Origin of the sequence: Pseudomonas sp. BN415 (assembly GCF_029871195.1) — a bacterium.
In the GTDB taxonomy this organism is placed as follows: domain Bacteria; phylum Pseudomonadota; class Gammaproteobacteria; order Pseudomonadales; family Pseudomonadaceae; genus Metapseudomonas; species Metapseudomonas resinovorans.
Window position 1 is genome coordinate 21,582 of sequence record NZ_SSOK01000004.1, and the last position, 21,581, is coordinate 43,162.

Annotated in this window: 25 protein-coding genes; 13 read left to right on the top strand and 12 right to left on the bottom strand. The window is 64.1% G+C overall.

Annotated features, from left to right (window positions below):
• Positions 1-45 precede the first annotated feature (45 nt).
• The 5 genes from E8F20_RS00300 to pilT form a co-directional block, all read right to left on the bottom strand.
• Positions 46-1,230: a PLP-dependent aspartate aminotransferase family protein gene (locus tag E8F20_RS00300; protein WP_280281920.1), complete on the bottom strand. Its 1,185-nt coding sequence runs from the start codon at positions 1,228-1,230 to the stop codon at positions 46-48.
• Positions 1,227-2,606: a pyridoxal-phosphate dependent enzyme gene (locus E8F20_RS00305; protein ID WP_280281921.1), complete on the bottom strand. Its 1,380-nt coding sequence runs from the start codon at positions 2,604-2,606 to the stop codon at positions 1,227-1,229. Before E8F20_RS00305 ends, E8F20_RS00300 begins: the two co-directional genes overlap by 4 nt.
• A gap of 235 nt (positions 2,607-2,841) precedes the next feature.
• Complete coding sequence (locus tag E8F20_RS00310) at positions 2,842-3,237, bottom strand: TM2 domain-containing protein (RefSeq protein ID WP_280281922.1); 396 nt, start codon at positions 3,235-3,237, stop codon at positions 2,842-2,844.
• A 76-nt stretch (positions 3,238-3,313) separates the two neighbouring features.
• On the bottom strand, positions 3,314-4,459 hold the full coding sequence (locus E8F20_RS00315) for a PilT/PilU family type 4a pilus ATPase (protein ID WP_028629027.1): 1,146 nt from the start codon (positions 4,457-4,459) through the stop codon (positions 3,314-3,316).
• 27 nt (positions 4,460-4,486) lie between these two features.
• On the bottom strand, positions 4,487-5,521 hold the full coding sequence (gene pilT, locus E8F20_RS00320) for a type IV pilus twitching motility protein PilT (protein ID WP_028629028.1): 1,035 nt from the start codon (positions 5,519-5,521) through the stop codon (positions 4,487-4,489).
• Positions 5,522-5,684: 163 nt separating this feature from the next.
• Between pilT and E8F20_RS00325 the strand changes: the two genes are divergently transcribed.
• The 12 genes from E8F20_RS00325 (at position 5,685) to E8F20_RS00380 (ending at position 15,067) form a co-directional block, all read left to right on the top strand.
• Complete coding sequence (locus tag E8F20_RS00325; RefSeq protein WP_280281924.1) at positions 5,685-6,380, top strand: YggS family pyridoxal phosphate-dependent enzyme; 696 nt, start codon at positions 5,685-5,687, stop codon at positions 6,378-6,380.
• Positions 6,381-6,390: 10 nt separating this feature from the next.
• Positions 6,391-7,209, top strand: coding sequence for a pyrroline-5-carboxylate reductase (proC, locus tag E8F20_RS00330; RefSeq protein ID WP_137822342.1), 819 nt, complete (start codon positions 6,391-6,393; stop codon positions 7,207-7,209).
• A gap of 10 nt (positions 7,210-7,219) precedes the next feature.
• Positions 7,220-7,813, top strand: coding sequence for a YggT family protein (locus E8F20_RS00335; protein WP_280281926.1), 594 nt, complete (start codon positions 7,220-7,222; stop codon positions 7,811-7,813).
• Positions 7,810-8,106, top strand: coding sequence for a DUF167 domain-containing protein (locus E8F20_RS00340; protein WP_028629032.1), 297 nt, complete (start codon positions 7,810-7,812; stop codon positions 8,104-8,106). The genes E8F20_RS00335 and E8F20_RS00340 overlap by 4 nt, the downstream gene beginning before the upstream one ends.
• Before the next feature lie 210 nt (positions 8,107-8,316).
• Entirely contained in the window at positions 8,317-10,305 is a 1,989-nt protein-coding gene (locus E8F20_RS00345; protein WP_280281927.1) for a dynamin-like GTPase family protein, read from the top strand.
• Between the two features lie 110 nt (positions 10,306-10,415).
• The gene (locus E8F20_RS00350) at positions 10,416-11,555 is read left to right on the top strand and encodes a homoserine O-acetyltransferase (RefSeq protein ID WP_280281928.1); all 1,140 of its coding nucleotides are present in this window, start codon (positions 10,416-10,418) and stop codon (positions 11,553-11,555) included.
• A gap of 3 nt (positions 11,556-11,558) precedes the next feature.
• A complete protein-coding gene (gene metW / locus E8F20_RS00355) occupies positions 11,559-12,179 on the top strand; it encodes a methionine biosynthesis protein MetW (RefSeq protein ID WP_280281929.1) in 621 nt (206 codons plus the stop codon).
• Positions 12,180-12,196: 17 nt separating this feature from the next.
• Positions 12,197-12,616, top strand: a complete 420-nt coding sequence (locus E8F20_RS00360; protein WP_280281930.1) for a DUF4426 domain-containing protein — start codon at positions 12,197-12,199, stop codon at positions 12,614-12,616.
• Positions 12,613-13,206 carry an RdgB/HAM1 family non-canonical purine NTP pyrophosphatase gene (gene rdgB / locus E8F20_RS00365; RefSeq protein WP_280281931.1) on the top strand — a complete coding sequence of 198 codons (594 nt, stop codon included), beginning with the start codon at positions 12,613-12,615 and terminating at the stop codon, positions 13,204-13,206. Before E8F20_RS00360 ends, rdgB begins: the two co-directional genes overlap by 4 nt.
• Complete coding sequence (gene hemW, locus E8F20_RS00370; protein ID WP_280281932.1) at positions 13,203-14,387, top strand: radical SAM family heme chaperone HemW; 1,185 nt, start codon at positions 13,203-13,205, stop codon at positions 14,385-14,387. Before rdgB ends, hemW begins: the two co-directional genes overlap by 4 nt.
• 60 nt (positions 14,388-14,447) lie before the next feature.
• Positions 14,448-14,771 (top strand): DUF3392 domain-containing protein, encoded by a 324-nt coding sequence (locus E8F20_RS00375; RefSeq protein WP_028629039.1) that lies wholly within the window; start codon positions 14,448-14,450, stop codon positions 14,769-14,771.
• 41 nt (positions 14,772-14,812) lie between these two features.
• Positions 14,813-15,067, top strand: coding sequence for a hypothetical protein (locus tag E8F20_RS00380; protein ID WP_280281933.1), 255 nt, complete (start codon positions 14,813-14,815; stop codon positions 15,065-15,067).
• Positions 15,068-15,294: 227 nt separating this feature from the next.
• Here E8F20_RS00380 and E8F20_RS00385 read toward each other — a convergent pair whose 3' ends face one another.
• The 5 genes from E8F20_RS00385 to E8F20_RS00405 all read right to left on the bottom strand — a co-directional run bounded on the left by E8F20_RS00385 (position 15,295) and on the right by E8F20_RS00405 (position 19,240).
• Positions 15,295-16,638: a DUF1329 domain-containing protein gene (locus E8F20_RS00385; RefSeq protein ID WP_280282024.1), complete on the bottom strand. Its 1,344-nt coding sequence runs from the start codon at positions 16,636-16,638 to the stop codon at positions 15,295-15,297.
• Between the two features lie 153 nt (positions 16,639-16,791).
• The gene (trmB, locus tag E8F20_RS00390; protein ID WP_280281934.1) at positions 16,792-17,511 is read right to left on the bottom strand and encodes a tRNA (guanosine(46)-N7)-methyltransferase TrmB; all 720 of its coding nucleotides are present in this window, start codon (positions 17,509-17,511) and stop codon (positions 16,792-16,794) included.
• A 160-nt stretch (positions 17,512-17,671) separates the two neighbouring features.
• The gene (locus E8F20_RS00395) at positions 17,672-18,466 is read right to left on the bottom strand and encodes a thiazole synthase (protein WP_028629043.1); all 795 of its coding nucleotides are present in this window, start codon (positions 18,464-18,466) and stop codon (positions 17,672-17,674) included.
• 89 nt (positions 18,467-18,555) lie between these two features.
• The gene (gene thiS, locus E8F20_RS00400) at positions 18,556-18,756 is read right to left on the bottom strand and encodes a sulfur carrier protein ThiS (RefSeq protein WP_028629044.1); all 201 of its coding nucleotides are present in this window, start codon (positions 18,754-18,756) and stop codon (positions 18,556-18,558) included.
• Positions 18,757-18,862: 106 nt separating this feature from the next.
• Positions 18,863-19,240, bottom strand: a complete 378-nt coding sequence (locus E8F20_RS00405; protein ID WP_280281935.1) for a DUF423 domain-containing protein — start codon at positions 19,238-19,240, stop codon at positions 18,863-18,865.
• A 65-nt stretch (positions 19,241-19,305) separates the two neighbouring features.
• Here E8F20_RS00405 and mtgA point away from each other — a divergent pair, with 65 nt between their 5' ends.
• Positions 19,306-19,998 (top strand): monofunctional biosynthetic peptidoglycan transglycosylase, encoded by a 693-nt coding sequence (gene mtgA, locus E8F20_RS00410; protein WP_280281936.1) that lies wholly within the window; start codon positions 19,306-19,308, stop codon positions 19,996-19,998.
• A 13-nt stretch (positions 19,999-20,011) separates the two neighbouring features.
• Here mtgA and E8F20_RS00415 read toward each other — a convergent pair whose 3' ends face one another.
• Both E8F20_RS00415 and rpoH read right to left on the bottom strand, forming a co-directional pair.
• A complete protein-coding gene (locus tag E8F20_RS00415; RefSeq protein ID WP_280281937.1) occupies positions 20,012-20,614 on the bottom strand; it encodes a hypothetical protein in 603 nt (200 codons plus the stop codon).
• A 60-nt stretch (positions 20,615-20,674) separates the two neighbouring features.
• On the bottom strand, positions 20,675-21,529 hold the full coding sequence (gene rpoH, locus E8F20_RS00420) for an RNA polymerase sigma factor RpoH (protein ID WP_028629048.1): 855 nt from the start codon (positions 21,527-21,529) through the stop codon (positions 20,675-20,677).
• Positions 21,530-21,581: the final 52 nt, after the last annotated feature.

Genomic DNA, 21,581 nt, shown 5'->3' on the forward strand with positions numbered 1-21,581 from the left:
GGGAAAGCCATCCGCCAGCGCGGGGTCGATCCTGAATGACCGCCCTCAAACCCTCCCCAACGCCTGCGCCAGGTCCGCGCGCAGGTCGTCCACATCCTCCACTCCGACCGACAGCCGCACCAGCGAATCGCCGATGCCCAGCTCGGCGCGGATCTCCGCCGGGATGCTGGCATGGGTCATGATCGCCGGGTGCTCGATCAGACTTTCCACGCCGCCCAGGCTCTCCGCCAGGGTGAAGATGCGCACCGCTTCAAGGAAGCGCCGGGTGCCTGCCAGGTCAGCCCGCAGATCGAGTGAAATCATGCCGCCGTAGCCATGCATCTGCCGCCGCGCCAAGGCGTGCTGCGGATGGGACTGCAGGCCGGGGTAGTAGACCCGCGCCACCTGCGGCTGCTGCTCCAGCCAGTAGGCCAGTTCGAGGGCGTTGCTGCAGTGGCGCTCCATGCGCAGCGCCAGGGTCTTAACCCCGCGCAGGGTGAGGAAGGCGTCGAAGGGACCGGCGATGGCGCCTACCGCGTTCTGCAGGAAGCCCAGGCGCTCGCGCAACAGGTCGCAGCGACTGTCGCCGGAGACGATGGCGATGCCACCGATCACGTCGGAGTGGCCATTGAGGTACTTGGTGGTGGAGTGCACGACCACATCGAAGCCCAGTTCCAGCGGGCGCTGCACCCAGGGACTGGCGAACGTGTTGTCCGCCACCAGGATGATGCCGCGCGCCTGGCAAAGCTCCACGATGGCCTCGAGATCGGCCAGCCGCAGCAGGGGGTTGCTCGGGGTTTCCACCCAAAGCATGCGCGTATCGTCGCTCAGCGCCGCACCGATTGCGCCGATGTCGCTGAAGTCGACGAAGCTGAAGCGGTGTCCGGCACTGATCCGGCGTACCCGCTCGAACAGGCGAAAGGTCCCGCCGTAGAGGTCATTGCTGGCGACGATGTGGGAGCCACTGTCCAGCAGTTCCAGCACCGTGGCGATGGCAGCCAGCCCGGAGGCGAACGCGAAGGCCTGGGTACCGCCCTCCAGATCCGCGACACAACGTTCCAGGGCCCAGCGCGTAGGATTGTGGGAGCGGCCGTAGTCAAGGCCCTTGTGCACGCCGGGGCTTTCCTGAGCGTAAGTGGAGTTGGCGTAGATGGGCGGCATGATGGCCCCGGTGGAAGGGTCGGGGGCCTGACCAGCGTGGATCACGCGGGTGGCAAAGGCACGTGCTTCGGCGTCTTCCTGCTGGCTCATGCGAGGGTCCTCCGCAGGTGGTTGAGCAGGTCGGAACGGGTAATCAGGCCATGGAAACCGGACGCATCGGCGATGATGGCCACCAGGCCTCGGTCCAGCTCAGCCTGCAGTTCAGCCAGGCTTGCGTCCGGCGCCAGCGTCTCCAGACGCGTCGTCATGACGCTCGCCACAGGTTGGCGGAAGTGCGTCGCGTCGGCATGCACACCCAGCAGGATGTCGGATTCGTCGACCACCCCCACCAGGCGTTCGCCCTGGAGCACCGGTAGCTGGGAGACATCCGCCAGGCGCATGCGCTGGAACGCCGTGAGCAGGGTGTCGTCCGGCCCCACACTGATCACCCGTCCGTCTTCGAAACGCCGCGCGATGATGTCGCGCAGGTTCCCGTAGCGCTTGCGCGCCAGCAGGCCCTGGTCGGTCATCCACTGGTCGTTGTAGATCTTCGACAGGTAGCGGGTGCCGGTGTCGCAGACAAAACTCACCACGCGTTTTGGCGTCTTCTGCTCGCGGCAGTAACGCAGGGCCGCGGCCAACAAGGTGCCGGTGGAGGAGCCACCGAGGATGCCCTCGTTGCGCAGCAACTCGCGGGCGTGGCCGAAGCTTTCCTCGTCGCTGATGGAGTATGCATGGCGCACGTTGGACAGGTCGGCGATACCGGGGATGAAGTCTTCGCCAATGCCTTCTACTGCCCAGGAACCGGGGGTACCGAACGTTCCGCTGCGGGTGTACTCGGCGACAATAGAGCCCACCGGATCGGCCAGGACCATTTCCAGGTCGGGCTGCACTCGGCGGAAGTACCGGGTGAGGCCAGTCAATGTGCCGGCCGAACCGACGCCGACCACGATGGCGTCCACATCCTGTCCGGTCTGCTGCCAGATTTCCGGACCCGTGGTGCACTCATGGGCCAGCGGGTTGGCGGGGTTGTTGAACTGGTCGGCGAAGAACGCGTCCGGTATCTCCGCGGCCAGGCGCCCCGCCAGGTCCTGGTAATACTCGGGGTGGCCCTTGCCGACGTCCGAGCGGGTGATGTGCACCTCGGCGCCCATGGCTTTGAGGTGCAGCACTTTCTCGGTGGACATCTTGTCCGGAACCACCAGCACCACCCGGTAGCCCTTGGCGCGGCCCACCAGGGCCAGGCCCAGGCCGGTGTTGCCGGCGGTTGCCTCGACAATGGTGCCGCCAGGTTTGAGCCGGCCATCGCGCTCGGCACTGTTGATCATGGCGACGCCGATACGGTCCTTGATCGAGCCGCCGGGATTCTGGGATTCGAGCTTGAGGAAGAGCGTACAGAGCCCGGTATCGAAGCGGCTGACCCGCACCAGCGGCGTGTTACCGATCAGGTCGAGGACTGCGGGGCGGACTTCTTTGACACGCTTCATGGCGTCACCTCCTTGCGCGACCAGTCAGGGGGCGAAGCTGGCACCCCACGCTGGAACATAGGTCGCACGGCGGAGTGCCGCCATGGGTTCCGACGAAGGGGGCAAGCGTAGAACGGGGGTTTGGTCAGGTAGGGTGGGCTTCAGCCCACCACCAGGATCGATGAGCAGACGGTGGGCTGAAGCCCACCGTGCAGTCGGTTCCTGCGGGTGACTCCGCTGGAAGGAGTTGCCAGAGTCAGCGGGCGTTGAGCACCGACACCTGGGTGTTCAAGGTCCAGAAGTCGTAGAGCACGCCGATCAGGAAGAAGCCGCCGGTGAACAGGTAGAGGATGCCGCTGATCCACTTGCCCTGGTACATGCGGTGCACGCCAAAGACGCCGAGGAAGGTCAGCAGGATCCAGGCGACGTTGTAGTCGTACTGGCCGGCGTTGAAGCGCAGGCTAGCCTCGCGGTCCATGGACGGGATCAGGAACAGGTCGATGATCCAGCCGATGAAGAACAGGCCCAGGGTGAAGAACCAGAGGGTCCCGGTCACCGGCTTACCGTAGTAGAAGCGGTGGGAACCGAGGAATCCGAAAATCCAGAGCAGGTAGCCAATGGCCTTGCTGTGGGTGTCCTGACGGGTGTTCATGCTGCCTCCTGCAGGGTGTGAATGTGTCCGGGCACGAAGAAGCCCGCCGAGGCGGGCTTCTTCATCGGGCGCGAGCTTAACGGAAGCGGCGACCCGGGTCTTCTTCCGAAACCTGCAGCGACAGGCCGTCGCTCATGTGCTGCAGGTGCTCGCCGTCAGTCTCCGAGCCCAGTTTGATCAGCAGGCGCAGGTCGTTCGCCGAATCGGCGTACAGCAGGGCGTCCTCGTAGGTGATCTCGCCCTGGGAGTAAAGGTGGAAAAGCGCCTGGTCGAAGGTCTGCATGCCGTGTTCGGTGGAGCGTTTCATCAGCCCCTTGAGTTCGTGCACCTCGCCCTTGCGGATCAGGTCGGCGGCCAGCGGGGTGTTCAGCAGCACTTCGATCACCGCACGGCGGCCCTTGCCATCCGGGGTCGGCACCAGTTGCTGGGCGACGATGGCCTTGAGGTTCAGCGACAGGTCCATCCACACCTGCTGCTGCCGGTCGGCGGGGAAGAAGTTGATGATGCGGTCCAGCGCCTGGTTGGCGTTGTTGGCGTGCAGGGTGGCCAGGCACAGGTGGCCGGTTTCCGCGAAGGCGATGGCGTGGTCCATGGTCTCGCGGGTCCGCACTTCGCCGATCAGGATTACGTCCGGCGCCTGGCGTAGGGTGTTCTTCAGGGCCACCTCGAACGACTCGGTATCGATGCCCACTTCACGCTGCGTAACGATGCAGCTCTGATGCTGGTGGATGAACTCGATCGGGTCCTCGATGGAAATGATGTGGCCGCTGCTGTTCTTGTTGCGGTGGCCGATCATTGCCGCCAGAGAGGTGGACTTGCCGGTACCGGTGGCGCCGACGAACAGCACGAGGCCGCGCTTGGTCAGCGACAGCTTCTTGAGGATTTCCGGCAGCTTCAACTCGTCGATGGTGGGAATGGTGGTCTCGATCCGACGCAGCACCATGCCCACCAGGTTGCGCTGATAGAAGGCACTGACCCGGAAGCGGCCGATGCCCCGCGCGCTGATGGCGAAGTTGCACTCGTGGTTCTCGGCGAACTCGCGGCGCTGCTGCTCGTTCATCACGCCAATCACGGTTTCCCGCGTCATTTCCGGCGACATGGGGTTCTTGGTCACCGGCATGATTTTGCCGTTGACCTTCATCGACGGCGGCACGCCTGCCGTGATGAAAAGGTCCGAACCGCCTTTTTCCACCATCAGGCGCAACAGTTTCTCGAATTCCATGACGTTCTCGCTGGCCGCTCAGGCGGATCAGAAGTTTTCTGGGCTCTTGGCCTTTTCCCGGGCGCTCTCGCGGCTGACCAGCCCCTTGGCGACCAGCCCCTTGAGGCACATGTCGAGGGTCTGCATGCCGAGCGAGCCACCGGTCTGGATGGCGGAATACATTTGCGCCACCTTGTCTTCGCGAATCAGGTTACGGATGGCCGGGGTGCCGATCATGATCTCGTGGGCCGCCACCCGGCCGCCGCCGATCTTCTTCAGCAGGGTTTGGGAAATCACCGACTGCAGGGATTCGGAGAGCATGGAGCGGACCATGGACTTTTCCTCGGCGGGGAACACGTCGACCACCCGGTCGATGGTCTTGGCCGCGGAGGTGGTGTGCAGGGTGCCGAACACCAGGTGCCCGGTTTCCGCGGCGGTAAGCGCCAAGCGGATGGTCTCCAGGTCACGCATCTCACCCACCAGGATGATGTCCGGGTCTTCACGCAACGCCGAGCGCAAGGCTTCGTTGAAGCCGAGCGTATCGCGGTGCACTTCCCGCTGGTTGATCAGGCACTTCTTCGACTCGTGGACGAATTCGATCGGGTCTTCCACGGTGAGGATGTGGTGGTACTTGGTGCTGTTCAGGTAGTCGAGCATCGCCGCCAGGGTGGTGGACTTGCCCGAACCGGTCGGACCGGTGACCAGCACCAGGCCACGAGGAACGTCGGAGATTTTCTTGAAGATCTCGCCCATCCCCAGGTCTTCCATGCTCAGCACCTTGGAGGGAATGGTCCGGAACACGGCGCCGGCGCCACGGTTCTGGTTGAAGGCGTTGACCCGGAAACGCGCGACGCCAGGAACTTCGAAGGAAAAGTCAGTCTCGAGGAACTCCTCGAAATCCTTGCGCTGCTTGTCGTTCATGATGTCGTAGATCAGCGCGTGGACCTGCTTGTGGTCCAGGGCCGGCAGGTTGATCCGACGCACATCGCCATCGACGCGAATCATCGGTGGCAGGCCGGCCGAGAGATGCAGGTCCGAAGCGCCCTGCTTGGCGCTGAAGGCAAGCAGCTCAGTAATGTCCATTCGGTTCCCCAATTCGAAGCAAACGGTTTGCAGACCGCTGAATGATCACTGCGCCAGGCCCGCGGCTATCGAAGCCAACCAGCCTGGCCGTCGCTCGCTACATTTTTCAGCGGCAGTTAGAATGCCGCAGACCCCACTCAGGCCGGGCTGTAGAGCGCAGGTAATGTCCACGATAGCAGACAATATTGCAAAGGTTCGCGCGCGTATCCGTGAGGCGGCGCAAGCCTCTGGGCGAGAATTTTCCAGCATCGGCCTGCTGGCCGTGAGCAAGACCAAACCCGCTGCTGCCATCCGCGAGGCCTTTGCCGCTGGCGTGGCCGATTTCGGCGAGAACTACCTGCAGGAAGCCCTGGCCAAGCAGACCGAGCTCACCGACCTGGCGCTGACCTGGCATTTCATCGGCCCTATCCAGTCGAACAAGACCAAATCCATTGCTGAACATTTCCACTGGGTGCACTCGGTGGATCGCTTGAAGATCGCCGAGCGCCTCTCCGCCCAGCGCCCGCCACACCTGGCGCCGCTGAACATCTGCCTGCAGGTGAACGTCAGTGGAGAAGCCAGCAAGTCCGGCTGCGCCCCCGAAGAGCTGCCGGCCCTGGCCGCTGCCGTGGCCGAACTGCCGAACCTGCGCCTGCGCGGCCTGATGGCCATCCCGGAACCCACTGACGACCTGGCGCAGCAGCGCGCCGCCTTCGCCCGCCTGCGTCAGTTGCAGGCCGCACTGAACCCCGCCCTGGACACCCTGTCCATGGGCATGAGCCACGACCTCGAAGCGGCCATTGCCGAAGGCGCCACCTGGGTGCGGATCGGCACCGCGCTGTTCGGCGCCCGCGACTATGGCCAGCCCTCGCATTCATAAGGAAGCATTCATGAGCACTCCCCGCATTGCATTCATCGGCGCCGGGAACATGGCCGCCAGCCTGATCGGCGGCCTGCGCGCCCAGGGCATTGCCGCCGACCACATCCGCGCCAGCGATCCAGGCGCCGAGCAGCGCGCGAAGGTTGCTGCCGAACATGGCATCAAGGTCGTGGAAAGCAACGCCGAAGCCGTGCAGGACGCCGATGTGGTCGTCCTGGCAACCAAGCCGCAGGTCATGAAGACCGTCTGCCAGGCCCTGGCGCCGAGCCTCAAGGACGGCCAGTTGGTCGTTTCCATCGCCGCCGGCATCACCTGTGCCAGCCTGGCCGCCTGGCTCGGCGCCCGCCCGATCGTACGCTGCATGCCCAATACCCCGGCGCTGTTGCGCCAGGGCGTCAGCGGACTGTACGCCAACGCCGAGGTCAGCGCCGCCCAGCGCGAGCAAGCCGAACAGCTGCTGTCTGCCGTGGGCATCGCCCTCTGGCTGGAAGAAGAGAAGCTGATCGACGCGGTGACCGCCGTGTCCGGCAGCGGTCCGGCCTACTTCTTCCTGCTGATGGAGGCGATGACCGCCGCCGGCGAGAAACTGGGGCTGCCCCGTGCCACCGCCGAGCAGTTGACCCTGCAAACGGCCTTGGGCGCCGCGCGCATGGCGGTTTCCAGCGACGTGGATGCTGCCGAGCTGCGTCGCCGCGTCACCTCGCCCAACGGCACCACCGAAGCGGCGATCAAGACTTTCCAGGCCGGCGGCTTCGAAGCCCTGGTGCAACAGGCCCTGAACGCCGCCGACCGGCGTTCGGCTGAACTGGCCGAACAACTCGGCCAATAAGGAGCTTTCGATGACCGGACTCAACACCGCAGCCATCTACGTAATCCAAACCCTCGGCAGCCTCTACCTGCTGATCGTCCTGCTGCGTTTCATCCTGCAACTGGTGCGCGCCGACTTCTACAACCCCCTGAGCCAGTTCGTGGTACGTGCCACCAAGCCGCTGCTCAACCCGCTGCGCAAGATCATCCCTGGCCTGGGCGGACTGGATCTCGCTTCCCTGGCGCTGGCCATCCTCGTCCAGCTGCTGCTGATGGTCATCACCCTGACCCTGATGGGCTACGGCGTCGGCGGCTACCTGCTGCAGTTGCTGATCTGGTCGATCATCGGCGTCACCTCGCTGTTCCTGAAGGTATTCTTCTTCGCCCTGATCATCAGCGTGATCCTGTCCTGGGTCGCCCCGGGCAGCTACAACCCCGGTGCCCAGCTGGTGAACCAGATCTGCGAGCCGTTGCTGATGCCGTTCCGCAAGCTGCTGCCGAACCTCGGCGGCCTGGATATTTCGCCGATCTTCGCCTTTATTGCGCTGAAACTGCTGGACATGCTAGTGATCGGCAACCTGGCCGCCATGACCGGCATGCCGCAGATCCTCAGTCCCTTCCTATGACCTGGTTCCGCTGGGCAGGCGAGGACCTGATCCTCGACTGCCATTTGCAGCCCAAGGCGAGCCGTGATGAGTTCGCCGGGCTGCACGGCGAGCGCCTGAAGATCCGCCTTACCGCCCCGCCGGTGGAGGGCAAGGCCAATGCCCAGTTGATGGCATTCCTGGCGGACGCCTTCGGTGTCGCCAAGAGCCAGGTGAGCCTGGAAAGCGGCGAACTGAACCGCCAGAAGCGCGTGCGCATCCAGCGCCCGCGCACCCTTCCCGGTCTGCCCGGACTGACCGCTCGGCAACCCTGACCGACCTTAAGGCGGGCTTAGCGCGCCCGGCAATTGACGGCCAAACCCCAAGGCGCATAATGCCGAGCAATGACCCGCTGGCACTCTGCCTTTACCGCACGCCGGAGCAAGTCCCCGGACGGCGCCGTATGACCACCAGCATCGTCGACAACCGAATTCGAAGTTCGTCCATTCCCGTACGCAGGATGCGTGATCGCGAGGAGAGTCTGAATGAGCATGGAGCGTCTCAGTCAGCAAGTCGACGCCTACGTTGCCTGGAAACGTGAGCTGCTGCGGGAGATCACCCGTTACCGGAGCTGGCTGGAGCACAACCGGCTGAATTCCGACGCGCTCTCGGCCAAGCTGGAACGGGCGCAGCGCCTGCTCCGCACCGATCACATCACCCTGGCCTTTGTCGGCGAGTTCTCCCGCGGCAAGACCGAGCTGATCAACAGCCTGTTCTTCTCCGAGTTCGGCCAGCGCATGCTGCCGTCCCAGGCCGGGCGCACCACCATGTGCCCCACCGAACTGTTCTACGACCCCCGTTCAGAGCGCTCCTACATCCGCCTGCTGCCCATCGAGTCGCGCACCGCCTCCGCCAGCGTGGCCCAGTTCAAGCGCGCACCGAGGCACTGGGTGAACATCCCGCTCGACCCGAGCGACCCGGACAACATGATCCAGGCCTTTGCCCAGGTGGCGCGGACCAAGCCGATGCCGGTCGAGCAGGCCATCCAGCTCGGCTTCCATCCGGACATGCTCGACCCCACCGGCCGCCCGGGCGAAGTGATGGTGCCGGCCTGGCGTCACGCCATGGTCAACTTTGACCACCCGCTGCTGCGCCAAGGCCTGCGCATCCTCGACACCCCCGGCCTGAACGCCCTCGGAAGCGAGCCCGAACTGACCCTGTCGATGCTGCCCAGCGCCCAGGCCATCATCTTCCTGCTCTCGGCCGATACCGGCGTCACCGCCAGCGACATGAGCGTCTGGAAGCAGCACATCCGCCAGCTGGACGAGGACACCCAGTCCCATCTCTTCGCCGTGCTGAACAAGATCGACGTGCTGTGGGATGACCTGGCCGGCGAGACCTTCGTGCAGAACGCCATTCGCCGTATCCAGGAATCGACCGCCCGGCAGCTCGGCATCCGCAGTGACGAAGTGCTGCCACTGTCGGCCAAGCAGGCGCTGCTGGCCAAGGTGCGCAAGGACAGTGAGCTGCTCGCCCGCAGCCAGATCAGTACCCTCGAAGAACTGCTCTGCGAGCGGATCGTCACGCAAAAGGAACGCCTGATCGAAGACCATGTGGCGCATCAGATGCTGACGTTGCTGCAGAACAACCTGCATGTGCTCAACCTGCGCCTGGAGAAAGTCCGCGAGCAGCAAGCGATGCTCGACAACCACCAGCAGGACAACGGTCAGATGCTGTTCGAACTGACCGCACGCACCAAGGAAGACCATGCCCAGCACCATCGTCGCCTGCTCGGCCTGAAGACCAACCAGCGCCTGCTCAAGCGCCAGGGCGATGTCCTGCGCAACGCCGCGCGCACGGAACGTCTGGACGAGCACCTGGCACGCCTGCGCCGCGAACTCACCGGCAGCTGGACCACCGTTGGCATCAACCAGAGCATCCTGCACTTCTTCCGTTCGCTGGAGCATGACCTGCGCAGCCTGGAGCACGAGGCTGACATGGCCAACAAGATGGTCTCGGCCATCTACCGGCGGCACAACGAAGAAAACCCGCTGAACGGCGTCGATGCGCCGCAGTTCAATGTCCAGCGCTATCTGCGCGAGATTGCCCAGCTACGCATCAAGGCCGATCAGTTCCGTCTGCATCCGAAGACCCTGCTGACCGAACAACGCCAGCTCGGCAAGCGCTTCTTCGACACCCTGGTACAGGAAGTCATTGGCATGCACCAGCGCTTGCGCCTGGAGGTCGCACAGTGGGCCAGCGACGCGCTGATGCCGTTGATGCAGCACACCCTGGAACACAAGCAGTTGCTGGAAACCCACATGCTGCGCCTGAAGGCCCTGGCCCAGGAAACCCAGCTCACCCGCCAGCGCGGCCAGCAGTTGGAGCGCTATACCGAAGAGCTGGAGCAGCAGATCACCGAGGCCAACGAGATGCTGCGTATCTTCCGCCTCCCCTCACCCATGCGCCGTATGGGCAAGGTGGTCAATCTGCCAGTGATGCCCCGCAAACAGCGTGGCAACGAGTCCGCCTGAACGCCCGCAGCGCCTGATTATTCAACGCTTTAGCCGCCGCCCCCTGCGCTTGCCGCAGGGGGCGGCGCTCTTTAGACTGGCGCCCTTCCCAGATTGAGAGCAGGGTCGCGATGCCCACCGCCATTCCCGCAGATTCCGTCGGCCTGGTCACCCCCCAGGTGCAACGCTTCAGCGACCCGCTGGCACTCGCCTGCGGCCGAAGCCTGGCCGACTACGAACTGGTCTTTGAAACCTACGGCGAACTGAACGCAGACCGCAGCAATGCGGTGCTGATCTGCCATGCGTTGTCCGGCCATCACCACGCCGCCGGTTACCACAGCATGGAAGACCGCAAGCCGGGGTGGTGGGACAGCTGCATCGGCCCGGGCAAGCCCATCGACACCCTGAAGTTCTTCGTCGTCAGCCTGAACAACCTCGGCGGCTGCAACGGTTCCACCGGACCATCCAGCATCAACCCGGCGACCGGCACGCCCTTCGGTGCCGACTTCCCGGTGATGACGGTGGAAGACTGGGTCAACAGCCAGGCGCGCCTGGCCGACACCCTCGGCATCCGGCAATGGGCCGCCGTGGTAGGCGGCAGCCTCGGCGGCATGCAGGCCCTGCAGTGGACCATCAGCTACCCGGATCGCGTGCGCCACTGCCTGGCCATTGCCTCGGCCCCCAAGCTCTCGGCTCAGAACATCGCCTTCAACGAAGTGGCGCGCCAGGCCATCCTCACCGATCCGGACTTCCACGGCGGTCACTTCCAGGACCACGGCGTGATCCCCAAGCGCGGCCTGATGCTGGCACGCATGGTCGGCCACATTACCTACCTGTCGGATGACGCCATGGGCGAGAAATTCGGCCGCGGCTTGAAGAGCGAGAAACTCAACTACGACTTCCACAGCGTGGAATTCCAGGTCGAAAGCTACCTGCGCTATCAGGGCGAAGAGTTCTCCGGGCGCTTCGACGCCAACACCTACCTGCTGATGACTAAGGCGCTGGACTACTTCGACCCTGCCGCCGCGCATGACGGCGACCTCGCGCGCACCCTGGCCGGGGCCAAGGCGGACTTCTGCGTGATGTCCTTCACCACCGACTGGCGCTTCTCCCCGGCCCGTTCGCGAGAGATCGTCGACGCCCTGACCGCGGCAAGGAAGAACGTCTGCTACCTGGAAATCGACGCCCCGCAGGGCCACGATGCCTTCCTTATTCCAATCCCGCGCTACCTCCAGGCCTTCAGCAGCTACATGAACAGGATTGTGGTGTAACTCATGCGTGCCGACCTAGAAATCATCCAGGACTGGATTCCCGCCGGCAGCCGGGTGCTCGACCTCGGCTGTGGCCGGGGCGAACTGCTGGCCTGGCTGCGCGACAATAAACAGGTCACCGGCTACGGCCTGGAGATCGACCCGGAGAACATCGCCCACTGCATCGACCATGGCGTGAACGTGATCGAGCAGGACCTGGACAAGGGCCTGGGCAACTTTGCCAGCAACAGTTTCGACGTGGTGGTCATGACCCAGGCCCTGCAGGCCGTGCATTACCCCGACCGCATCCTCCAGGAGATGCTGCGGGTTGGCCGTGAGTGCATCATCACCTTCCCCAACTTCGGCCACTGGCGCTGCCGCTGGTACCTGGCACGCTATGGACGCATGCCGGTGTCGGAGTTCCTGCCCTACACCTGGTACAACACGCCGAACATCCATTTCTGCACCTTCAAGGACTTCGAGGCACTGTGCCGCGAAATGCAGGTGAAGGTCCTCGACCGCCTGGCCGTGGACCACGCTCACCGGCACAATCTGCCCAGCCGCGTTTGGCCTAATCTGTTGGGTGAGATCGGCATCTATCGCGTCAGCGGCCCGGGCCTTGCGGACCACCGCCTCGCGGTCTGAATCAAAGGAGTCCTGCCATGCGTCGTCTAGCCCTGTTCCTTTTCGCCCTTTGTCTGGCCCTGCCGGCAGCTGCCGAGCGCAAGCAGACCTTTGGGGACCTGGACGTGCACTACAACGCGTTCAATTCCAGCTTCCTGCAGCCCAACATCGCCGCCGCGGTAGGGCTGACCCGCAGCAAGACCCAGGGCGTGGTCAACGTCGCCGTGCTCAAGTCTGGCAAGGCCAGCACCGCCCAGGTCAGCGGCCAGGTGAAGAACCTGCTTGGCCAGGTCACCCCGCTGAAGTTCAAGCAGGTCACCGAGGGCGAGGCCATCTACTACCTGGCGCAGTTCCCCTTCGACGAGCGTGAGATGCTGAACTTCACCCTCAATGTGCAACGCGGAGATGAAGCCCCCCACAGCTTCAGCTTCGACCAGGAATTCTTCCCCGACGAATGATGCCCTTCAAAGAACTGGTGCTGGCCAGCCACAACGCCGGCAAACTCAAGGAACTCCAGGCCATGCTCGGCGACAGCGTGAAGGTACGCTCGATCGCCGAATTCAGCGCTGTCGAGCCGGAAGAAACCGGCCTGTCCTTCGTCGAAAACGCGATCCTCAAGGCCCGCAACGCGGCGCGGGTGTCCGGCCTGCCCGCGCTAGCCGACGACTCTGGCCTGGCGGTGGACTGCCTCGGCGGCGCCCCTGGCATCTACTCGGCACGCTATGCCGACGGCAAGGGTGACGCGGCGAACAATGCCAAGCTGCTGGACGCCCTGCGTGACGTGCCCGAGGCCGAGCGCGGTGCCCAGTTCATCTGCAGCCTGGCGCTGATGCGACACGCGGAAGATCCGCTACCGATCCTCTGCGAGGGCATCTGGCGCGGCCGCATCCTGTTCGAAGCCCGCGGCGAACAGGGTTTCGGCTACGACCCGCTGTTCTGGGTCCCTGAAAGCAGGTGCTCCAGCGCCGAACTTTCCCCCATCGACAAGAACCAGCTCAGCCACCGCGCCCGCGCCATGGCCCTGCTCAAGCAGCGGCTGGGCATATGAAAGCCAGCGTCGCGCACCCGGGGGCGGGAAGCCAGGCCATCGGCTTCCAGCTGCCCCCCCTGGCGCTCTACGTCCATATTCCCTGGTGCGTGCGCAAGTGCCCCTACTGCGACTTCAACTCCCACGCCGCCGGTTCCGAGCTGCCTGAAGAGGCCTACATCGACGCCCTGCTTGCCGACCTCGAGCAGGACCTCGGCCATGTCCATGGCCGCGAGCTGACCTCGATCTTCTTCGGCGGCGGAACCCCCAGCCTGTTCAGCGCCAACGCCATCGGCCGGCTGCTGGACGGTGTCGAGCAGCGGATACCCTTCGCCCGCGATATCGAGATCACCCTCGAAGCCAACCCCGGCACCTTCGAGCAGGCCAAGTTCGCCGCCTACCGCCAGCTCGGCATCAACCGCCTGTCCATCGGCGTGCAGAGCTTCCAGGAGGCCAAGCTCAAGGCCCTGGGGCGCATCCACGATGGCGAGGAAGCCGTGCGCGCTGCCGACATGGCACGCAAGGCCGGCTTCGACAACTTCAACCTGGACCTGATGCACGGCCTGCCAGACCAGTCCCTGGAGGACGCCCTGGAAGACCTGCGCACAGCCATCGCCCAGGGACCGACGCACCTGTCCTGGTACCAGCTGACCATGGAGCCGAACACGGTGTTCTGGAGCCAGCCACCGGAGCTGCCCGAGGACGACATCCTGTGGGACATCCAGGAAGCCGGCCAGGGGCTCCTGGCCGACCACGGCTACGCGCAGTACGAGGTATCCGCCTACGCCCGGGACGGCCTGCGCGCACGCCACAACCTCAACTATTGGTCCTTCGGCGACTTCCTCGGCATCGGCGCCGGTGCGCACGCCAAGCTGAGCAGCCCGGAAGGCCGCATCATCCGCAGCTGGAAGACCCGCCTGCCAAAGGACTACCTGGACCCGGCCAAGCGCTACCAGGCCGGTGAGCGCCACCTCGACCACGACGAACTGCCCTTCGAATTCCTCATGAACGTGCTGCGCCTCACGGACGGCGTGCCTGCGGAGTTGTTCACTCAACGCACCGGCATGCCACTGGCCAGCCTGGCGACGGCCCGTACCGAAGCCGAAGCACGCGGACTGTTGCTGAAGGACCCGCAACGGCTGGTCGCCACTCACGAAGGGCAGTTGTTCCTGAACGATCTGCTACAGCACTTTCTGCCTTGACGGGCAGTGTGCGAATTTGGAATCGTCTGCCCCCGAACCACTTCGCCAAGGACCCCCTGGATGGACGTCGTACTGGACCTGATCGCCACTTTGTCGCGCTGGAGCCGCGGCCACCTGCACGACATCGCGCTGGCTATCATGGCCACCGTTCTGGTGCTGTTCGGACCCTCGCTGAACGCCTGGGTGCAGCAACGTATCGGTAGCCTCAACTTCCTCTTCCGTACCCTGCTATTCGTGCTGCTCTGCGCGGTCGGCTACGGGCTGGCGATGATCTACCTCACACCCTGGCTGGCCCAAGGGCTGGGCTACTTCAACAACTACACCCTAGCGCCCGTCCTGCTACTAGTCTTCTTCGTGATTGGCGTGATCGCCGATCGCAACTGAGGCCGGCGGCTCTCCCGGCGGCCCAACCAGGGAGCACGCCGATGAAGCCGATCAAGCACCTCTACCTGCACTTTCAGGACGGCCAGCGCCTGGCCCTGCGCTTTCCCCAGCAATCTGCCGACCCGGTGGAAGTCGCCCGCGGCCTGCGCCGCCAGCTGGAATCCCCTTTCCTCAGCATCGAAGTGGATGGCGACCTGCTGCTGATTCCCCGGGAGAGCATCAAGTACATGCAGATCAGCCCTGCGCCACCTTCGCTGCCGGAATCGACCCTGACAGGGGCCGAGCTGATCAACTGAGCTGGCATGGCGCCGTTCGGTAGGGTGGACCACGCTCAATAGGTCCACCACTCGCGCTCCACCGCGGCTTCAATGGTGGATGCAAAAGCGCCATCCACCCTACGAGTGCAGCGACCTTGCGGGAGCGAACTCATTCGCGATTGGACTCGCGCCCACCGCCCCGGTAAAACACCCGCCCATTAAAAAGCCGCCCCGAGGGGCGGCTGGGATGGCCAGGCAGGCCGGAATCAGTTGCCTTCGCGTCGCAGCGCCTGGGGTGTGAAGTCCCTCGGGCTGAGCGCGGCTTTGAAATCATACATGGGTTCGTTGTTGTCGAGACCATCGACGAAGTAACGACTGCCCACGAAATCGTAGATGGTTTCCAGCGTACTGCCGAACATGGGTACATCGTAGTAGCTGATCGGATGGCTTTCCTGCAGGCCGCTGAGGCGACCGTCCTTGTCGTAGAGGTCGACGGCGAGGATTTGCCAGCTGTCCTCATCCAGATAGAAGCGGCGCTTGGCATAGGGATGGCTGAAGCCCTTGCGCAGGGTCGCTTCCACCACCCAGACGCGGTGCTGCTCGTAGCGCAGCAAGTCGGGGTTCACATAGCTGGCGCTCAAGATCTGCTCATAGGCAATACCCTTCTGGTGCACCGCGTAGCTGTTGTAGGGCACCAGCATTTCCTGCTTGCCCAGCAACTGCCACTCGTAACGGTCCGGCGCGCCGTTGTAAGCGTCCACCACATCCGCAGTGGCCAGGCCGTTGGTATCCGGCTGCAGGGTATCGTAGGCCAGCATCGGCAGGCGTCGCACCCGACGCTCGCCACGGTTGAAGCGCCAGGCCTTGCGGATCGACAGCACCTGGTCGAGGGTTTCCTGCACCACCAGGGCCGACCCGGACAGCTTGGCCGGCGCCACGACGCGGTACTTGTAGAAGAACAGGGTGTTCTCCAGGTTGCCCGGGGTCATGCCCTCGCGACCGTAGACGAAGTAGATGTCCCGCTCCAGCTTCAGCAGGTTGTAGCTGCCGTTGGCGAGGACCGCCGCCTGGTTGGTGGTGAAGTGAATCTGCTCACCGCGATAGCGCAGGATGTGGTTCCAGATGGCTTCCAGACCGTTGGCCGGGAGCGGGAAGGGGACACCGGCAGCCACACCTTCCACGCCGTTGCCACCGGCAATCAGCGTGCCATTTTCGGCATTGAAGCGAGTCGCGTCGTAGATGCGCTGTGGAGCAGCAGCGCTGCGGTGCGTCGGGAAAACCCGCAGCCTGTAGTCCGGATGCCCCTGCAGCAAGGCCTTGTGGCCTGGAGTCAGGAGCTGCTCGTACTGGCCGAGGCTCTTGCCGTCGATGACAAAGCGCGGCGCTTCGCCGGCGTAGGGGTCGGGGTGGTGCATACCCGGCTGGTAGCCGGCCGGCGGTGTGGCGAGACCGCAGTCCCAGGCCGGGATGGTGCCGGCGGCATTGCCGGCGCGCTCGCCGCCCATGGGGGTGAGGTCCTGCCCGAGACGGGCGGCCTGGGTAACGTCGACCTTGGCCTGGGCCTGCAGGGCGCAGCCGGCCAGAAGCAGATATCCGAAAGTTTTCAACAACACAGCCTTCTCCTAACGACGTACTTGGCGCTACGTCGCTCTTATTCTTATGTCGCCCGCTCAGTGGCAGGCGTTGCTATCGTCGGATCAGGTGAGGTGCCGGGTCGACCCGGTCTAGTCAGGTGTACCGGTGCGCCGCTGGGCGGCGTCCGGTCAATCGATGCGCTGGAACTTGAGGTCCCAGACGCCGTGGCCGAGACGTTCGCCGCGGCGCTCGAACTTGGTCACCGGGCGCTCATCCGGACGCGGGACGTAGCGACCGTCCGCGGCCAGGTTGCGAAAGCCCGGCGCGACGTTCATCACTTCCAGCATGTGTTCGGCGTAGTGCTCCCAATCAGTGGCCATGTGCAGCACACCGCCGACCTTGAGCTTCTGCCGCACCAGCTCGGCGAATGCCGGTTGGACGATGCGTCGCTTGTGGTGGCGGGACTTGTGCCAGGGGTCGGGGAAGAACAGCAGGACGCGATCCAGGCTGGCGTCAGCGACGCAGTCGCGCAGCACTTCCAGGGCGTCGCAGCTGTAAACGCGGATGTTGGAGAGGTCCTGAGTCATGGCACCGTTCAACAGCGCGCCGACACCCGGACGGTGGACCTCAACGCCGATGAAGTCCTGCTCCGGCGCTGCAGCGGCCATCTCCAAGGTAGCGTGGCCCATGCCGAAACCGATCTCAAAGGTACGCGGCGCCTTGCGGCCGAACAGGGCGTCGAAGTCCTGCGGCCCATCGGCCAGCTCAAGGCCGAACTTCGGCCAGCCCTGGTCGAGACCGCGTTGCTGGCCTTCGGTCATGCGCCCGGCACGCATCACGAAACTCTTGATGGTGCGGTGGTGGCGCGTTTCGTCGGTTTCAGCCGGCGAGCCCTGTTCTTCAATCATTGCGAAAACCTGTTAGCAAAACTTACAGAACCTAATCGATCTTGCGAGCTAGAGCCATGCAAGGCAAAAACAGGCGAGAAAGCGGAGTTTACAGCTGTAAATGAGCATTCCGAGCCTGTTTTTAACGCTGCAGGGCCGACGCGCAGCTGATCGCGGATTCTCAGCGGATCAGACCATCCAGCGGCGACGAGGCGCTGGCGTATAGCTTGCGGGGCATGCGTCCGGCCAGATAGGCGAGACGACCTGCGACGATGGCATGCTTCATGGCCTCGGCCATCATCACAGGGTTCTGCGCGTGGGCGATGGCGGTGTTCATCAACACGGCCTCACAACCCAGCTCCATGGCGATGGTGGCGTCGGAGGCGGTGCCCACACCGGCATCCACCAGCACCGGGACCTTGGCCTCTTCGAGGATGATGCGCAGGTTCCAGGGGTTGCAGATGCCCATGCCCGAGCCAATCAGGCCAGCCAGGGGCATCACGGCGATGCAACCCATCTCGGCCAGTTGGCGAGCGATGATGGGGTCATCGCTGGTGTAGACCATGACGTCGAAGCCGTCCTTGACCAGCTCTTCGGCGGCCTTGAGGGTTTCGACGACATTGGGGAAAAGCGTTTTCTGGTCAGCCAGGACTTCCAGCTTGACCAGGTTGTGGCCATCCAGCAGCTCGCGAGCCAGACGGCAAGTGCGTACGGCCTCTTCGGCGTTATAGCAACCAGCGGTGTTCGGCAGAATGGTGTACTTATCCGGGGAAATCACGTCCAGCAGGTTTGGCTCGCCCGGGTTCTGGCCGATGTTGGTGCGGCGCACGGCGACTGTGACGATCTCGGCACCGGAAGCCTCGATGGCAACGCGAGTTTCCTCGAGGTCCTTGTACTTACCCGTACCCACCAGCAGACGCGACTGATAGGTGCGGCCCGCGAGGGTAAAGGGCTTGTCGATCGGCGTTTGGCTCATGCTGGACTCCTGGCGGGCAGAGGAAAGTGCGCGAAGCGCGGAACGGATGCTGCAAATGGGGCGACCGGGCAGGCACATGGCCCGCGCGACTAGCCGCCGCCTATGGCGTGTACCACCTCGACGCGGTCGCCTTCACGCAGGGCGGTGCTGGCGTGCTGGCTGCGCGGTACGATGTCGAGGTTGAGCTCGACCGCGACGCGGCGGCCGGCCAGATCCAGGCGGGCAATGAGGTCCGCGACGGTCTGGCCATCGGGCAGCTCGAAGGAATCGCCGTTCAACTGAATGCGCATGACGGATCAGTCACAACTGGAAAGGGGACGGCATTCTAGCCCGATCGCCGCGCGGGACCAAGGCAAAAGGACGCCATTCGTCCCGCAATTTGACGCCACGGTCAAGTTACCGAGTGGCGAGGTTCCAGGCGGCCAACCCCAAGCACAGCCAGCCGGCGAGGAAGGCCAGCCCGCCAAAGGGGGTGATGATGCCGAGCTTGCCGACGCCGGATAGGGTCAGCAGGTAGAGGCTGCCAGAGAACAACAGGATGCCGAGGGCAAAGAAGCCACCCGCCAGGCTCACCAGTCGACCGGGCGCATGCAGCGCCAGCAGGGCGACACCGAACAGGGCCAGGGCGTGGATCAGTTGGTAATGCGTGCCGGTCTGGAACACCGCCAGGTATTCCGGAGTCAGCCTGTTTTTCAATCCGTGGGCGGCGAAGGCGCCCAGGGCCACTCCGGTGAAACCGGCGAATGCGGACAGCAGCAGAAACAGGCGCGTCATGGAGACTCCAGACCAGGGACAGACGGCCGCTATAATGGCGCGCAACTTTCCCCGGGCCAAGTTAGATGTTCCACACCATTCGCCGCCGCCTCTTCAAATTGCTGCTCTGGTTCGCGGCGGCTTCCGTGCTGCTGGTGATCCTGTTCCGCTGGGTGCCTCCGCCAGGCTCGATGCTGATGGTAGAGCGCAAGATCGAGTCGTGGATCGACGGCAAACCCATCGACATCAAACGCGACTGGGTGTCCTGGGACGCGTTGCCGAATGACCTGAAAATCGCGGTGATTGCCGCTGAAGACCAGAAATTCGCCGAGCACTGGGGATTCGATATTCCCGCTATCCGCAAGGCCCTGGCGCACAACGAGCGCGGCGGGTCCGTCCGCGGCGCCAGCACCCTCAGCCAGCAGGTGGCGAAGAACCTGTTCCTCTGGTCCGGCCGCAATTGGGTCCGCAAGGGGCTGGAAGTCTGGTTCACCGGACTGATCGAACTGTTCTGGCCGAAGCACCGCATCCTCGAGGTCTACCTGAATAGCGTCGAATGGGGCGGCGGCGTATTTGGCGCCGAAGCTGCGGCACACCAGCATTTCCGGGTGTCAGCCGCACGGCTGTCACGCCAGCAGGCGGCCCTGCTTGCAGCGGTGCTGCCCAACCCTCGCAAATGGAGCCCTTCGCGGCCAAGCGGGTATGTCGCCAGTCGCGCCGGCTGGATTCGCCGACAGATGAACCAGTTGGGAGGCAGTAGCTACTTGGAGCAGCTCTGAGACCTGCGGTAACTCAGTTCTTCATTGCCTCACGCGGCACCAGGTGCATCAGCTGCAGCTTGCCTTCGAGCAAGTGCACGCTCAGCCCCTGCTGGGGATAGACCCAGACTTCACCTTCGCCGGTGCGCAGCCGCAGGCGCGGCGGGCCGATACTGGCGGCCAGGCGCGCCGCCGAAACGTCGGACATGGGTACCATATTCAGCACCGCCACGCGGTGCCCACTCAGCTGTCCCAGCATCTCGCCGCTCAGGGGCTGCTCTTCGGTTCCCTTGCCCAAGGCCTTGGCCAAACTGGCATGCTCACTGTCACTGAGCTCCAGCTCTGCTTCCAGTCGCCAGACCCCTTCCTCCCTCTCCTGTTCGGAGCGGTAGACCAGACGCGGTCCTTCTGCACGCGGCTGCAACCAGAGCTCTCCCGACGCCAGCTTAGTGAGCCTTTCCAGAGCCAGGTCATCGTCGGCCAGGGGGACGATGACCGACTCCTGCCAGTCCACCAACCAGGGCAGCGGCTCGGCCCGGTCGGACTGCTTGCTCATCCACAGCGCCAGGGAAAAGAACAGCACGGCGACCGCGGCGAGCAGCAGCCAGTGACTGGAACGCAAGGACGGCAGGGGCATGGCGATTTTCTCCAGACAGAAAAAAGCCGCACCAAGGTGCGGCTTTTTCGGGTTTCAACGTCACGCCTGAATGAAGCCCTTGAGCTTGTTCATGGCGTTCTTCTCCAACTGGCGAATACGCTCGGCGGATACGTTGTACTTGGCCGCCAAGTCGTGCAGCGTCGCCTTTTCCTCGGCCAGCCAGCGCTGGTAGAGAATGTCGCGGCTGCGATCGTCCAGACCGTCCAGCGCCTCGTGCAGGTTGGCGGTGGAACTGTCGCTCCAGTCGGCTTCCTCCAACTGGCGCGCCGGGTCGTAGCGGTGATCTTCCAGGTAGTGCGCCGGCGAATGGAAGGCGGTGTCATCGTCGGCATCCGCCGCCGGGTCGAACGCCATGTCCTGGCCGGTGAGACGGCTCTCCATCTCGCGCACTTCGTGTGGCTCGACACCAAGGGTGTTGGCCACCGCGTGGACTTCATCGTTGTTCAGCCAGGTCAGGCGCTTCTTCTGGCTGCGCAGGTTGAAGAACAGCTTGCGCTGCGCCTTGGTGGTGGCGACCTTGACGATCCGCCAGTTGCGCAGGATGAACTCATGGATCTCGGCCTTGATCCAATGGACCGCGAACGACACCAGGCGCACACCCATTTCGGGATTGAAGCGCTTGACGGCCTTCATCAGGCCTACGTTGCCTTCCTGGATCAGGTCGGCCTGGGCCAGACCGTAGCCGGAATAACTCTTGGCGATGTGCACGACGAAGCGCAGGTGCGCCAACACCATTTGCCGTGCCGCTTCCAGATCTTGTTCATAGAAGAGGCGTTCGGCCAGTTCGCGCTCCTGCTCGACAGACAACAGCGGGATGCCGTTGACCGCATGCACGTATGCCTCCAGGTTCGCACCGGGGGCCAGGGCATAGACAGGTTGCAGGGAAGTGGTCATGCGAATCCTCCGATTCACTAAAGCTCGCGCAGTGTAGCACTGGCCTATATGA

Coding starts and splice junctions, on each gene's coding strand:
- thiS (WP_028629044.1), bottom strand. CDS start 18,756: ATGCGCATTCAGTTGAACGGCGATTCCTTCGAGCTGCCCGATGGCCAG.
- rpoH (WP_028629048.1), bottom strand. CDS start 21,529: ATGACCACTTCCCTGCAACCTGTCTATGCCCTGGCCCCCGGTGCGAAC.
- E8F20_RS00405 (WP_280281935.1), bottom strand. CDS start 19,240: ATGACGCGCCTGTTTCTGCTGCTGTCCGCATTCGCCGGTTTCACCGGA.
- E8F20_RS00305 (WP_280281921.1), bottom strand. CDS start 2,606: ATGAAGCGTGTCAAAGAAGTCCGCCCCGCAGTCCTCGACCTGATCGGT.
- pilT (WP_028629028.1), bottom strand. CDS start 5,521: ATGGACATTACTGAGCTGCTTGCCTTCAGCGCCAAGCAGGGCGCTTCG.
- metW (WP_280281929.1), top strand. CDS start 11,559: ATGCGTGCCGACCTAGAAATCATCCAGGACTGGATTCCCGCCGGCAGC.
- trmB (WP_280281934.1), bottom strand. CDS start 17,511: ATGATTGAAGAACAGGGCTCGCCGGCTGAAACCGACGAAACGCGCCAC.
- proC (WP_137822342.1), top strand. CDS start 6,391: ATGAGCACTCCCCGCATTGCATTCATCGGCGCCGGGAACATGGCCGCC.
- E8F20_RS00340 (WP_028629032.1), top strand. CDS start 7,810: ATGACCTGGTTCCGCTGGGCAGGCGAGGACCTGATCCTCGACTGCCAT.
- mtgA (WP_280281936.1), top strand. CDS start 19,306: ATGTTCCACACCATTCGCCGCCGCCTCTTCAAATTGCTGCTCTGGTTC.
- E8F20_RS00395 (WP_028629043.1), bottom strand. CDS start 18,466: ATGAGCCAAACGCCGATCGACAAGCCCTTTACCCTCGCGGGCCGCACC.
- E8F20_RS00350 (WP_280281928.1), top strand. CDS start 10,416: ATGCCCACCGCCATTCCCGCAGATTCCGTCGGCCTGGTCACCCCCCAG.
- E8F20_RS00325 (WP_280281924.1), top strand. CDS start 5,685: ATGTCCACGATAGCAGACAATATTGCAAAGGTTCGCGCGCGTATCCGT.
- hemW (WP_280281932.1), top strand. CDS start 13,203: ATGAAAGCCAGCGTCGCGCACCCGGGGGCGGGAAGCCAGGCCATCGGC.
- E8F20_RS00315 (WP_028629027.1), bottom strand. CDS start 4,459: ATGGAATTCGAGAAACTGTTGCGCCTGATGGTGGAAAAAGGCGGTTCG.
- E8F20_RS00345 (WP_280281927.1), top strand. CDS start 8,317: ATGAGCATGGAGCGTCTCAGTCAGCAAGTCGACGCCTACGTTGCCTGG.
- E8F20_RS00380 (WP_280281933.1), top strand. CDS start 14,813: ATGAAGCCGATCAAGCACCTCTACCTGCACTTTCAGGACGGCCAGCGC.
- rdgB (WP_280281931.1), top strand. CDS start 12,613: ATGATGCCCTTCAAAGAACTGGTGCTGGCCAGCCACAACGCCGGCAAA.
- E8F20_RS00310 (WP_280281922.1), bottom strand. CDS start 3,237: ATGAACACCCGTCAGGACACCCACAGCAAGGCCATTGGCTACCTGCTC.
- E8F20_RS00360 (WP_280281930.1), top strand. CDS start 12,197: ATGCGTCGTCTAGCCCTGTTCCTTTTCGCCCTTTGTCTGGCCCTGCCG.
- E8F20_RS00415 (WP_280281937.1), bottom strand. CDS start 20,614: ATGCCCCTGCCGTCCTTGCGTTCCAGTCACTGGCTGCTGCTCGCCGCG.
- E8F20_RS00375 (WP_028629039.1), top strand. CDS start 14,448: ATGGACGTCGTACTGGACCTGATCGCCACTTTGTCGCGCTGGAGCCGC.
- E8F20_RS00335 (WP_280281926.1), top strand. CDS start 7,220: ATGACCGGACTCAACACCGCAGCCATCTACGTAATCCAAACCCTCGGC.
- E8F20_RS00300 (WP_280281920.1), bottom strand. CDS start 1,230: ATGAGCCAGCAGGAAGACGCCGAAGCACGTGCCTTTGCCACCCGCGTG.